The following is a 12,501-nucleotide window of genomic DNA, read 5'->3' on the forward strand; positions in this document are numbered from 1 at the left end:
CGGGCGGCGAGGCTGCGCCGGGTGGCGCCGCCGGCGCCCCCACCGGCGCCCATGATGACGATCACGAGGTCCGTCCTTCGGGTCGGGGTGCGGTGGGGAGCCGGTGCTCCGGTGCGCGGGCGGGGCGGCCGGCGCGCCCGCGCCATGTGGTGACGGTGGCCGCGATCGCCGAGGAGACCGACAGGTCGAGCGGCAGCCGGCGCGGCCACGGGCTGTCGGCGAGGCCCGGGACCTGCGGCAGCCAGCGGGCGGCGGCGAGGCCGGCCACCAGGCCGAGCCCGGTGGCGGCGAGGCCCGTGGCGACGGCCGCGAGCCCGCGCGGGATCCGGGTGCGCACGGGGCGGCGTCGCAGTGCGGCACCGAGGGCGGCGGTCACCAGTGCGGAGGTGCCGCCGATGGTGGTGAGCGCCGCCACCACCAGCTGCGGCTGGCGGGTGACCGCCCCGCCGAGACCGGCCATGACGGCAGGCATGGCGTAGGCGGTCAGGACGTCCCGCCACAGGACGAAGGGCGGGGGAGCTCCGGACGCGCCGGGATCCTTCTTGCGCATGGATGATCCTCTTCGAGTCATTGATTAGGTGCCTAACTATTAGGGCGTAGGGGAGGCGGGCCATGGGGTGGCCCGCCTGGACGGGGTCAGTCGTCGGTGAGGGCGTCGATCCCCTCGACCACCCGCGCCAACAGGTCGAGGAAGGTGGTCCGTTCCTCGGGGGAGAGTCCGCCGACCAGCCCCTGCATCCGGGTGAAGTGTTCCGGCGCCAGCTCGCGCAGCTTGTCGGCGCCGCGCGCGGTGAGGATCACCACGTTGCCGCGCCCGTCCTCGGTGGACGGCCTGCGTGCCACCAGGCCTTCCCGCGCCAGGCCGTCGACCAGGCCCGTCACGGTCGCGCGGGAGACGCCGAGGCTCGCCGCGAGCTGCGAGGGCGACTTCTCGCCGCCGTGGTCCTCCAGATCGGCCAGCAGGCGGTAGCGGCCGGTGGAGAGGCCGAAGCGGCCGAAGTGCGTCTCGCCGGCCTGGCCGACCCGGGCGCCGGCCGCCATGAGCCGCGTGGCGACCAGGATCGCCTGAGGGTCTGCCGTCAGTCCGTAGCGGGCGATCTGGCGGCGGACCTGGTCGAGGGTGGGGGCGGTCGGGCCGGCCCCGGAATGCTGGGTCACGAAAGTAATATGGTGCCTAATCAGTCTCCCGGTCAAGCGGTCGGCCGGAGTGTCGCGCCGAGCGGCGGGCAAGGCCGGGCGGCTTGTTAGAGGGTTTAACGGAGCCTATTGCCTATCGCGTCGAATGAGTTATAGCATCTAACGGTCGCTTGAGCGTCTGCCGCTCGGTGTGTTCGCGTACGCCCGTCGAACATCGAAGGAGAAGCCCATGCCCGGCATCCGCCGCACCGGCGCCCGCGCGGCCCTGTTCACCGTCCCGCTCGTCATCGGCCTCCTCGGCGCCACCGCATCACCCGCCGCAGCGGCCCCCCGGAGCCCCGGTCCCGCCCGGTCCCTCACCTGCGGCGGAGTCGGCGTCGATCCCCGCGCCCGGGTCCGGCACCGGGCCGAGATCCTCGTCGACGCGCCGCTGAGCACGGTGTGGAAGGTGCAGACCGACATCGAGGGGTGGCCGGCCTGGCAGACTCCCGTGACGAGCGCGGAACGGCTCGACCACGGCCCCCTCCGCCGTGGTTCGGTCTTCCGCTGGACGACCCCGGTGCCTCCCCATCCGGCTCCGGCCACCAGCCTGGAGATCACCTCGACCGTCGAACAGCTCCGGCGTCACTCGTGCATCCGCTGGACCGGCCCCGCGATCGGCGAGGGGCTGCACATCGACGGCGTCCACGTATGGAACTTCACCGGGACGCCGCGCGGTGTCAGGGTGACCACCGAGGAGACCCACACCGGCCCTCAGGTCGACGCGGACGTCCCCGCCGCGACCGCCATCCTCCGCCGGGGGCTCGAAGCGTGGCTGAACGACCTGAAGGCCACCGCCGAATCCCGTGCCCACCAAGGGCCCCGCTGACCGCACGCCCGGCTGACCGCACGCCCGGCTGACCGCGCGCCCCGCTGACCGCGCGCCGAGCTGACCGCACGCCCCGCCGTCCCGATCGCGGCTGCGCCCGCCCCCTCGCCGCACGCCCTCACGCGCCGCCGGTGAGCTGGAGGACCGCGATGCCCGCCAGGACGGTGGCGCTGGCGGTGAGGCGCCGGTGGCCGAGGCGTTCGCGGAACACGACCGCCCCGATCAGGGCGCCGAAGACGATGCTGGTCTCCCGCAGGGCGGCGATCGTGGCGAGGTCGCCGCGGGACTGCGCCCATACGACGAGCCCGTACGCCAGCAGCGAGAGCAGTCCGCCGGCCAGGCCGCGGCCGCACAGCGGGCGCAGCGCGGTGAGCAGGGCCGGACCCCGGCGGGCCCGGGCGATCAGCGGGAGGACGAGGCCCTGGCAGAGGAAGAGCCAGGCGATGTAGCCGAAGACGCTGCCGGAGACGCGGACGCCGCTGCCGTCGACCAGCGTGTAGGAGGCGATCATCACACCGGTGCCGACCGCGGCGGCCAGCGCGGGCAGTTGGGCGCGGCCGGGGATCCCGTCGGCGAGGGCGAGGCCGGCCAGGCCGCAGGAGACCACCGCGATGCCTAGGGCCTGGCCGCCGGCCAGGGAGTGGCCGAGGAGGGTCGTGGAGACCAGGGCCACCACGACGGGTGAGGTGCCCCGGGCGGTGGGGTACATCTGGCCGAAGTCGCCGAGCTGGTAGGCGCGCAGGAGCAGGAGCTGGTACGCGACCTGCAGTGCGGCCGATGCGGCGATGTACGGCCAGGCCGCCGGGGCGGGCGGCGGGGCGAGGCAGACGAGGACGGCCCCGCAGCCGGCGGAGGCCAGGCTGATGAGGGTGAAGCCGGCCAGTTTGTCGCGCAGGCCGTGCGTGAGGCCGTTCCAGACGGCGTGCAGCACCGCCGAGGCGAGGACGACGGCGGGCACGGCGGCCGCGCCCGTCAGGGACGGCAGATTTGCGGGCACGTTCGCTCCCCACGACTGACTGTGGAATGGAATTCCTTGATAGCGTAGCTCCATGGAAATCGATTCCACAGTGCGGGGTGGGCTCGCCGCTCACGTCCGGGCCCACCTGTCCGAGTTGCGGGAGACCGAGGCGCGCGTGGCGCAGGTCGTCCTGGACCAGGGTGCGGAGTTGGTGCACCTGAGCGTCAGCGATGTCGCGGCGCTGGCCGGCACCGCTTCCTCGACGGTCGTCCGGGCCTGCCAGCGACTGGGTTTCCGCGGGTACCAGGAGCTGAAGATCGCCGCCGCCCGGCAGGCGCCCGCCCAGGAGCCCTCCCGGGACCGGGACCCGGCCGCCCGCGCCCTGGCCGACACCGTCCGGGCCGCCCGGGAGGCGCTGGACGCAGTGGCGGCGACGGTGACGCCGGAGCGGCTGCGCTCGGCGGCCGGACTGGTCGACGGGGCCACCCGGGTCCTGGTGGTCGGCGCGGGACTGTCCGGCGCGGTCGCGCTGGACACCGCGTACCGGCTGCGCGCGCTGGGCTGCGCGGTCGACGCGCCGGCCGACCCGCTGACGGCGCAGCTGGCCGCCTCGCAGCTGACGTCCGCCGACGCCTGCCTGGCCATCAGCCACACGGGAGCCACGCGCAGCACCGTGGACGCCGCCCGGGGTGCGCGGCGGGCCGGGGCCCGGGTCGTCGCCCTCACGAGCTACGCCCGCTCGCCGCTGAGCGAGACCAGCGACTGCACGCTGGTCGCGGGCGGTCAGGACCTGGTGTTCGGACTCGAGACCGTGGCCAGCCGGCTGGCCCACCTCACCGTGATCGACGCCCTCACCCTCACGCTGCTGGGGCTGCGGGGGGCGCCGGCCGAAGCCGCGCTGCGGCTGTCGGCCGACGTCACGGTCGACCACTCGTACTGACGGCCACCCGCGGCCACGGGCGTCTCAGCGCCCGCCGACCGCCCCGCCGCGGTCCAGGACGGCCTCGACCGCGGCGAGGAGCCGCTCGCCGACGCGGTCGACGCTCCCGTTCTGGGCGCTGACCTGAGCGCCCTCCATGAGGAAGGTGATCTCTGCGGCGGCCCCGTCGGGAGCCCGCACGCCGGCGCTCTCGCACATGTCCGTGAGCCGGCGGAGCTGGGTGGCCTTGTGGTCCTCGATCAGCCGGCGGGCCGGGTGTCCCCGGTCGGGCAGGCCCGCGATCGAGTTGACGAAGGGGCAGCCCCGCAGCGCGATGTCGGGCAGCCCCCCGGCGATGAACCGCGCCACCGCGAGGACCTGGGCCCGACCGTCGCCGGGGTGCTCGTGCTCCGCGCCGTCGAAGGCGGCCGAATAGCCGGCCGCGACGATCCTCAGCCACTCCTCGATCAGGGCGTCCTTGGTGGCGAAGTGCCGGTACAAGGCCATCTTGGTGGTCTTCGCCTGCTCGGCGATGGCCTGGACCCCGACGGCCCTGATGCCCTCGCGCAGGAAGAGTTCCTCGGCGGCGTCGAGGATGCGCTCGCGCGGGGGCAGGCGGGGCACTCGCGTGTCCCTGCCGGGCCTTGGGGGACTGCTCGCCATCTCCGCCTCACTTCATGGCCGTCACCGGCCTCTCCCGGCCCATGCTACGTTACCGACCAACCCCGAACGATACCGATCGGTATCGCATGGGACCGATCGGAAACGACCGCCGCGAACCGTGAGGCTGAGCATCTTGGAACTGCACGAATACACCCGGTACGACGCCGTGGGCCTGGCCGAACTCGTCGCACGGGGAGAGGTCACCGCAGCCGAACTCGCCTCCGCGGCCCAGGACGCGATGGCCGCCGTCAATCCCCGCCTCAACGCCGTGGTGGAGAACTGGCCGGCCGAGGACGCTCCGAGCCCGGGCAGCACACCGCTCGCGGGCGTCCCGTTCCTCATCAAGGACCTGGCCGTGACCATGAAGGGCAAGCGCGTCGAACTGGGCAGCCGCCTCGCCGCCGGCAACACGGCAGCGGCGGACTCCCACCTCATGCGACGGTTCAGGCGGGCCGGCCTGGTGACGCTCGGGCGTACGGCGTCCCCCGAATTCGCCTACAGCACCACCACGGAACCGGTCCTCCACGGGCCCACCCGCAACCCCTGGGACCTCACCAGGACCCCGGGGGGTTCCAGCGGCGGGTCGGCCGCGGCCGTCGCCGCCGGCATCACCCCCCTCGCACACGCCACCGACGCGGCCGGCTCCATCCGCGTCCCCGCCGCCAGTACGGGGCTGTTCGGCCTCAAGCCCACCCGCGGCCGCATCTCCATGGGCCCGGACGCCGACGAGGTCTTCAACGGCCTCGCGGTGCACGGCGGCCTCAGCCGGACCGTCCGCGACAGCGCGACGCTCCTCGACCTGGTCCAGGGCCCCGAAAGCGGCGATCCGTACGCCGCCGCACCTCCCCGGCGCCCGTACGCCGAGGAGATCACCCGCGACCCCGGCCGGCTGCACGTCGGACTGCTCACCACCCCCTGGAACGGGCGCCCCGTGGAGCCGACGGTGCAGGAGGCGACCCTGGCCGGCGCCCGCCTGCTGGACGCTCTCGGCCACCGGGTCGAACCCACCGAAGTGCACCTCGGGGTGAGCTGGGAGGAATTCGTCCTCGCCAACGCCCGGCTGTGGACGGCGAACCTGGTGACGTGGATCGACGGGTTCGCCGAGGCGTCCGGCCGCCCCGTGGACGAGACGACCGTCGAGCCCGAGATGCTGGCGAGCTACGACTGGGGACGCCGGGTGAGCGGCGCCGAGTTCGTGCAGGCCCTCGACGTGCGCAACCGGGTCGCCCGGTCGGTCGGCGCGTACTTCGACCGGCACGACGTACTGCTGACCCCCACGCTCCCCGAACTCCCCGTGGTCATAGGCGCCTACGGCCGCGGCGCCGAGGGGGCGGACGGCCGCGGCTGGCTGGAGCACCTGTTCCACCGGTCGCCCTTCACCGCGGCCTTCAACGTCGCCGGCACTCCCGCGATGTCGGTGCCGCTGGCGGCCGATCCGGTCACCGGCATGCCCATCGGCATCCAGTTCGCCGCCGGATACGGGCGCGAGGACGTCCTGTTCCGCCTCGCCGGGCAGTTGGAACGGGCAGCTCCGTGGGCCCGGCGCACACCCCCCGTCTGGGCGGGCAGGGCCTGAGGCCGTCGTCCGCACCGGCGGGCGGCGTGGCGGTGCTCCCGGGCGCTATCCGCGCCCGGTGAGCCGCTCGCGCGGGTCCAGCGACACCTCGGCCCACACCTGCTTGCCGCTGCTGAGCGGCACCGCGCCCCAGGACGCGGTCGTCGCCTCGACGATGAGGATCCCGCGGCCCCCGGTCGCCGACCAGTCCACGTCCCCGGGCTTGACGGGGGAGCGGGGCGAGGCGTCGTTCACCGAAATGCGCAGCCGGTCCGCGGACAGCGTCAGATCCAGCCGCACCTCTCCCTGCGTGTGCGCGATCGCATTGGTGACCAGTTCGGAGACCACCAGCAGGGCGACGTCGAGTTCCTCCACCACACCCCACGAGCGCAGGGTGCGCGCGGCGAAACGGCGTGCGTGGTGGACGGCGTTGGGGAGCCGCCAAACGGTCCAGTACGTCCGCATCGGCCGGACGCGGGTGCCGTCGTAGCGCATGAGCAGCAGCGCCACGTCGTCGTCCCGCCGGTTGACCCGCGAGACCAGTTCGTCGGCCATCATCCCCGGGTCGGCCGGGTCCGCCGCGGCCAGCACCTCGCAGACCCGGCGCATGCCGTCCTCCAGACGGACGTTGGACGACTCGACCATGCCGTCCGTGAGCAGGGCCAGCACGGTCCCCGGCGCCAATCCGACTTCCGTCATGGGGAACTCGGTGTCCGTGACCACTCCCAGGGGAGGTCCTCCCTCGACCGCCAGCTCCTCGGTGCTGCCGTCCGGGTAACGCAGGACCGGCTGGAGGTGACCGGCCCGGACGAACCAGGCGATGCCCTCCTCCATGTCCAGGTCCACGTACAGGCAGGTCGCGAACAGGTCCGTCTCCATGCCGACGAGCAGCCGGTTGGCCCGGGCGATGACCACGTCGGGCGGGTGGCGCTCCACCGCGTAGGCCCGCACGGCCGTCCGGATCTGGCCCATGATGGTCGCTGCTCCCGCGCTGTGTCCCTGTACGTCGCCGATGACCAGGGCCACGTGTCCGTCGCTGAGCGGGATGACGTCGTACCAGTCGCCGCCCACTTCGAGCCCCACGGTCGCGGGCAGGTAGCGGGCCACGGCCACTCCGCCCGGCAGTGTGGGGAGCTTGCGCGGCAGCAGGCTGCGCTGGAGCATCGTGGCGAGTTCATGGCCGGCGTCCAGCGCGTGCGCGCGCATCAGGGCCTGCCCCACCAGCGCCGCCGTGGCGGTCAGCAGCGACCGCTCCTCGGGCCCGAACCGGTGCTCACCGTCCCACCCGACGAGGCAGACGCCGACCATCCGGCCGTCCGCGGGAAGCGGAAGCACGGCAAGCCCGCCGGGCCCGATCCCCGCGAGAGCGGGTTCGAGGTCCGCGCCCGGCGGCCACAGGCTGACATGGCCCTCCCGGAGCGCGTTCTGCAGCGTCGGCAGGTCGTGCATCGAGGCGTCCGGCCACTCCGACCGCCACTCGGACCGCCACATGCCCGGCCAGGCGCGCGGCTCGGGAGGGTCGAGCACGGTGACCACGAGCCGGTCGGCCTCCAGCTCGGCGACCGCCACCCGGCTCGCCTCCAGCGGCGCGCGCAGGGAGGTGACCACGATCTGGCTGACGTCGCGGATGGTCGTCGCGCCGGCCAGTTTGGTGGACAGCCGCTGCACGATGGAGACGTCGTCCGCAGTGGGGCGCAGGTAGGAGGCATCGGCCACCACGCCGAGCACCCGCACGGGGGTGCCGTCGTCGTCCATCATCACCCGGCACCGCATGCCCAGCCAGCGCAGTTCACCTCCCGGCCGGCGGATGCGGAACGCCAGCTGTTGCGGTTCCGTCGTGAGCCGGTCCGGCTCCACGATGGCCATCAGCGCGGGAATGTCGTCCGGCACGGCACTCGCCAGCAGCGCCTCGACGTTGCCGCCGAACTGGTCGGGCGCGATGCCGAGCAGCTCCAGGACGCGCGCGTGTGCCTCCATCCGGCCGGTGGGGAGGTCCAGGATGAACGCCCCGCCCCGCAGCGGCACCAGCGTGTGTCCCAGCACGGGGCGGGGCGCCGTGCGCCCGGACGCGTGGGCGGCCACCGATTCCAGCCCGGCGGCGACCTGGTCGGCGTACAGCTCCAGCAGGCTCCGGCGGTCGTCACTGAACCCGTCGGGGACCTCGCCGGCGACGATGAGGCAGCCCAGCTGCTGGGATCCGTGCCCGAGCGGCAGGGCCCCGAGGGAGAATTTGGCGGGCGACGCCCTGACGGAGTCGTCCCGCACCCGGCCGGGGAAGTAGTGCGGGTCCTCCTCGATGTACGCGGCCAGTGCCTTCGGGTTGAGCCACAGCGGCCGGCCGGAGCGGTGGGCCTCGGCGGCGGGGGAGTGCCCGTCCACGGAGAGGACAGCCGGCAGGCCGTACAGCATGGCGCGGTTTCCGGTCACCTCGGCCAGATGGAGTTCCTTGCGGCCCTCGGTGAGCACGTAGACAGCGGCCAGCTCAGCCCCGCAGAACGCAAAGCGCTGCCTGGTCACGTTCTGTCATGCCCTTCTGCACGGCAGCCACGGTCGACCGCCCTCCCTCCATGCTGTAGCGCATCGCAGGGTCGGCGCGAGTCAGGGCCTCGTCCGCCGGGGCCGGGGGAAGGGCACCGAGCCATCGCACCGCGGGTGCGCCGTGCGCGCACGGCGCCTGCCGCGGCGGTCGTCGGTGCCCCCGCGCCCTACCGGAACAAACGGTCACCGGGGACGGCCATGCGATGGGTGCCACCGTGGCGGTTCACCCAGTCGCGGACGAGGTTGACGGCGTTGGCACACTGCCAGCCGTCGTCGTACTCGCGCACTCCGGTGAAGGCCCCGTAGCCCGCGATGATCCCGTCCACGCGCCCGTCGCCGAGCAGCTTGTCGACGTACCAGGGATCGTTGTACGTGGTCGTCCAGGACAGCGTGGCCGCGAGCTGCCCGGCGTCACGGTCCGCGGCGCCCTTCTTCAGCTCCGCGCACGTGTAGTAGGTGGCTTCCGTGCAGTTGCCGAACCCCTTGGTGATGTCACTGTCGCCGTAGTCCATCACCCGGCGGCCGGCCGGGAATCCGGAACCGGACCGGTCGAAGGCGCCCCGGACCTGGTCGCGGGTCCCGGTCGTCGTGATGCCCTCCAGGGCGCCGAGCCTGCCTTCCAGGCTCTTCCAGCCCCTGCCGCCGACGTCCGGGGTATTGCCGCCGTGGTACTCGTAGAACCCGTAGAGCACCTGGATCCCGGCGGCCGTGAGCCGCTGGGCCTTGTCACGCAGTCCGGCGACGCTGCACCCGCGGTTCTCTTGCTCCCCGCAGTAGTTCGGGTCCTTGATGTCCAGCCAGACCAGCGACAGCCGGCGCCCCGCGTCGGCGTGGGAGAGGATCCGGTCGATCATGCTGTCGAAACCGGGGCCCAGCCGGTTGTCACCGGCCGAGGAACAGTCGTGGTAGGCCCGCCATTCGTTCGGGTTCCACCAGGCGCACACGTCTATCTCGATGCCGTTGGCGCCGTGCTTGAGTGCGGCGTCCACGCCGCCCAGGGTGTCGACGCGGTGCGCGATGGCGTAGACCGGGCGGCGCTGATCGGCCGCTGCCGCGGGGTTCGTACCGAGCGCGGCGCTGCCGATGACGGCGCACAGGGCCGTGATCAGCGCCGATAACATCCGTCGGCCGGTATTTCGGCTGAGGTGGGTGGTCAAGAACCTGCTCCTTGGTGTCGGTTTCGTACACCGGGCGTCGATCACGCCCGCCACATGGTGGCACGCGATGAATGCATGGTGAATCAAATCCGGCTATGGGCGGCCACGGCCACGGCCAGGGCCGTCCGGGTACGGGGTCACACGTCGTCATCGGCGGGCGTGACATCGCCGATCGCGTGGATTCGCCGGATATGATCAGAATTGATCTGGGAGGCGCCATGAGCAGCACCGAATCGCACGGCGACGAGGTCTACCAACCGCACGAGGGCGACGAACCGGCCGAGGCGCGGCCCGACCTGGACAACGCCTTGGACGAGCCCGGTCTCGACGAGATGCTCGACACCGGGTACTCGCCGCCCGAGCGGCCGCTGGCGGTCAACGATCCCGCGACCACCGCGGAGGGCCGGCTCGCCGGCGAGACCCTCGACCAGCGCCTGGCCCGCGAACTCCCCGAGCCCGATCCCGACGAGCCGGCGTGGGACGAGTTCGCCGACGAAAACGCCGAGAACCCGCAGACCGGTTCCGTAAGGGCCGGACGGCTGGCGCCCGCGGACGAGGAGGGGCCGGCCCGCCACATCTCCGTGGTGGCCCACGACGTGGGCGTGAACGGCGGAGCGGCCTCGGCGGAAGAGGCGGCCATGCACATCATCGAGGAGCCCGACGAGACCGAGCCGGGGGATTCCGGCTGACGGCCGGCCCGCCCGGAACCCGGGGACCGGTGGCCCCCGCTGTGCGTCCCCCTGGTCGTACGGGTTGAGTGCCCGGAAGCGTTGAGTGCCCGGAAGCGGACGGTGTCGCTGCGCCAGTCCCCCTCGGCGCCGCTCGTCACCCGATCCAGGGCCCACCAGCCCGGCAGGACCACCAGCCTCGCCCCGATCCCGATCCCGATCCCGATCCCGATCAGGTTCCTGCGCTCCGACACGGCCCCCTCGTGCCCGGTCTCCGGGGCACCCCATCCGGACGGCCCGCGCACGGCTGCCCCGGTGGGTCACTCCGTTCGGGCGCCGCCGGATCCGGTGGTCGGGTTCAGCCAGGCGCCGACGGCCGGGAGCGCCCCGGGCCCGCTGTCCCGCTCCACCGAGCCCACGAGGTCGGCGATGGTCACGCCCCGCAGCGACGCCCGCCAGGCCGCGTCGGCGGCGGACATCACGCGGGCGATGCCGCACGGCTCCGTGCAGTCCTCCGGCGGGGTCCCGAGCGGCCCGCGCCGGCGGATCTCCGTGCACACGAAGGCCGGATTCGCGCCGTCGACGGCCTGCACCACATCCAGCACCGTGATCTCGGAGGCGGGCCTGGTCAGGGCGTACCCGCCGGTCTTGCCCTGGACGGACGTCACGAGGCCGGCGCGGGACAGCGCCTGCATCTGCTTGGCGAGGTAGCTGGGCGAGACGTCGTGCAGCAGCGCCAGCCGGGCCGCCGGAACGGGCTCGGTCGCCGCGGTCAGCACCACACAGCAGTGCAGCGCCCACTCCACGCCACCTGACAACTTCACGCGCCCTCCCGTTTGACTCGGACTCAGACTATCCGAGTATCATCTCGGATAAGAATTGTCCGAGTTTGATGAAGGGGTACGGCCATGAAGATCACCGTCATCGGCGGCACCGGACTGATCGGGTCCCAGCTCGTGTCCAGGCTCCGCGAGGCCGGACACGAGGTGGTCGCCGCATCCCTGTCGACCGGGGTCGACCTCCTCACCGGCGCCGGGCTCGACCGGGCACTCGAAGGCGCCGACACGGTCGTCAACGTGACGAACTCGCCCACGTTCGACGAGGCCTCCCCGGACTTCTTCCGCACCACCATGGGGAACCTGCTGGCGGCGGGCGAGCGCGCGGGCGTCCGGCACCAGGTCATCCTCTCCATCGTCGGAGTCGACCGGGTGCCGCAGCTGGACTACTACCGCGCGAAGACGCTCCAGGAGGAACTGCTGCGCGAGGGGCCCACCCCGTACTCGATCGTGCGCGCCACCCAGTTCTTCGAGTTCATGGACGCGGTCATGTCCTGGACCGCCGACGACGGCGCCGTCCGGTTGCCGGCCACGCCCGTCCAGCCGATGGCGGCGGCCGACGTGGTGGCGGCGCTGGCCGATGTCGCCGCGGCCCCCGCGCTGAACGGCACCCTCGACGTCGCCGGCCCGGAGGTCTTCCCGCTGGACGAGCTCGGCCGGCTCACCCTGAGGGCCCGCAAGGACGGGCGCGCGGTCGTCACCGACGCCCGGGCGGGCATGTTCGCGGCCGTCGTGGGCGACGTCCTCATCGCCGGCGACGGCGCCCGCCTGGCCCCCACCCGCTACGAAGACTGGCTCGACGGCCACCCCCGGTGATCCCGGCGTCCGCGCGTCCCGAGGACGGGCCGCTGCGCCCGGCCCGCAGGCGACGGCCGCCCTTCCCCCGGACGCGCGGCCGCTTCGTGGCGCGAGGCGGCGTGCAGGCCCTGGCCGCGCCCTCGTTCCACCGGGAGCACCTGTCGGCCCTCGGCCCGGAGCCGGCTTCGACGACGCCACCGGGCGCTTGCGCACCCACTCTTCGCCGCGAGGTTGATCGTTTCCCCAGTATGACTGTTCCCCCCGTGCGGGTGGCCGTCTCGCACGCGGTCCCGATCGCGTCGGGGCCCGCCCCTATAACGAGACCCGTCACATTGATCGACTGATGGGTCTTCACCATGCTGCAGTCCGCTCTGCGGGTGCTCGCCGCGCTCTCCCTCGTGTCC

12 protein-coding genes are annotated in these 12,501 nt (G+C 73.2%); 5 read left to right on the forward strand and 7 right to left on the reverse strand.

The window, feature by feature from the left end; all coding sequences use genetic code 11:
- Positions 1–61: 61 nt before the first annotated feature.
- Positions 62–550, reverse strand: a complete 489-nt coding sequence (locus ACFXA3_RS03060) for a hypothetical protein (RefSeq protein WP_385181094.1) — start codon at positions 548–550, stop codon at positions 62–64.
- A gap of 86 nt (positions 551–636) precedes the next feature.
- The gene (locus ACFXA3_RS03065) at positions 637–1,158 is read right to left on the reverse strand and encodes a MarR family winged helix-turn-helix transcriptional regulator (RefSeq protein ID WP_385181097.1); all 522 of its coding nucleotides are present in this window, start codon (positions 1,156–1,158) and stop codon (positions 637–639) included.
- 208 nt (positions 1,159–1,366) lie between these two features.
- Between ACFXA3_RS03065 and ACFXA3_RS03070 the strand changes: the two genes are divergently transcribed.
- Complete coding sequence (locus ACFXA3_RS03070; RefSeq protein WP_385181100.1) at positions 1,367–2,005, forward strand: SRPBCC family protein; 639 nt, start codon at positions 1,367–1,369, stop codon at positions 2,003–2,005.
- A gap of 118 nt (positions 2,006–2,123) precedes the next feature.
- On the opposite strand, the gene ACFXA3_RS03075 is transcribed toward ACFXA3_RS03070, so the two are convergent.
- The gene (locus ACFXA3_RS03075) at positions 2,124–3,002 is read right to left on the reverse strand and encodes an EamA family transporter (protein ID WP_385181102.1); all 879 of its coding nucleotides are present in this window, start codon (positions 3,000–3,002) and stop codon (positions 2,124–2,126) included.
- Between the two features lie 52 nt (positions 3,003–3,054).
- Between ACFXA3_RS03075 and ACFXA3_RS03080 the strand changes: the two genes are divergently transcribed.
- Positions 3,055–3,903, forward strand: coding sequence for a MurR/RpiR family transcriptional regulator (locus ACFXA3_RS03080; RefSeq protein WP_385181104.1), 849 nt, complete (start codon positions 3,055–3,057; stop codon positions 3,901–3,903).
- 24 nt (positions 3,904–3,927) lie between these two features.
- Here the strand turns inward: ACFXA3_RS03080 and ACFXA3_RS03085 are convergent, their stop codons facing one another.
- Complete coding sequence (locus tag ACFXA3_RS03085) at positions 3,928–4,545, reverse strand: TetR/AcrR family transcriptional regulator (protein WP_385181106.1); 618 nt, start codon at positions 4,543–4,545, stop codon at positions 3,928–3,930.
- A gap of 133 nt (positions 4,546–4,678) precedes the next feature.
- Here ACFXA3_RS03085 and ACFXA3_RS03090 point away from each other — a divergent pair, with 133 nt between their 5' ends.
- Complete coding sequence (locus tag ACFXA3_RS03090; protein ID WP_385181109.1) at positions 4,679–6,121, forward strand: amidase; 1,443 nt, start codon at positions 4,679–4,681, stop codon at positions 6,119–6,121.
- A 45-nt stretch (positions 6,122–6,166) separates the two neighbouring features.
- On the opposite strand, the gene ACFXA3_RS03095 is transcribed toward ACFXA3_RS03090, so the two are convergent.
- Both ACFXA3_RS03095 and ACFXA3_RS03100 read right to left on the reverse strand, forming a co-directional pair.
- Positions 6,167–8,617, reverse strand: a complete 2,451-nt coding sequence (locus ACFXA3_RS03095) for a SpoIIE family protein phosphatase (protein ID WP_385181112.1) — start codon at positions 8,615–8,617, stop codon at positions 6,167–6,169.
- A 188-nt stretch (positions 8,618–8,805) separates the two neighbouring features.
- Complete coding sequence (locus tag ACFXA3_RS03100; RefSeq protein ID WP_385181114.1) at positions 8,806–9,795, reverse strand: phospholipase; 990 nt, start codon at positions 9,793–9,795, stop codon at positions 8,806–8,808.
- A gap of 218 nt (positions 9,796–10,013) precedes the next feature.
- On the opposite strand from ACFXA3_RS03100, the gene ACFXA3_RS03105 reads away from it, so the two are divergent.
- A complete protein-coding gene (locus tag ACFXA3_RS03105; protein WP_385181117.1) occupies positions 10,014–10,484 on the forward strand; it encodes a DUF5709 domain-containing protein in 471 nt (156 codons plus the stop codon).
- A gap of 299 nt (positions 10,485–10,783) precedes the next feature.
- On the opposite strand, the gene ACFXA3_RS03110 is transcribed toward ACFXA3_RS03105, so the two are convergent.
- Positions 10,784–11,287, reverse strand: a complete 504-nt coding sequence (locus ACFXA3_RS03110) for an RrF2 family transcriptional regulator (RefSeq protein WP_385181119.1) — start codon at positions 11,285–11,287, stop codon at positions 10,784–10,786.
- An 84-nt stretch (positions 11,288–11,371) separates the two neighbouring features.
- On the opposite strand from ACFXA3_RS03110, the gene ACFXA3_RS03115 reads away from it, so the two are divergent.
- The gene (locus ACFXA3_RS03115; protein ID WP_385181122.1) at positions 11,372–12,115 is read left to right on the forward strand and encodes an SDR family oxidoreductase; all 744 of its coding nucleotides are present in this window, start codon (positions 11,372–11,374) and stop codon (positions 12,113–12,115) included.
- Positions 12,116–12,501: the final 386 nt, after the last annotated feature.

Origin of the sequence: Streptomyces sp. NPDC059456, from assembly GCF_042750055.1 — a bacterium.
Classification (GTDB): Bacteria; Actinomycetota; Actinomycetes; order Streptomycetales; family Streptomycetaceae; genus Streptomyces.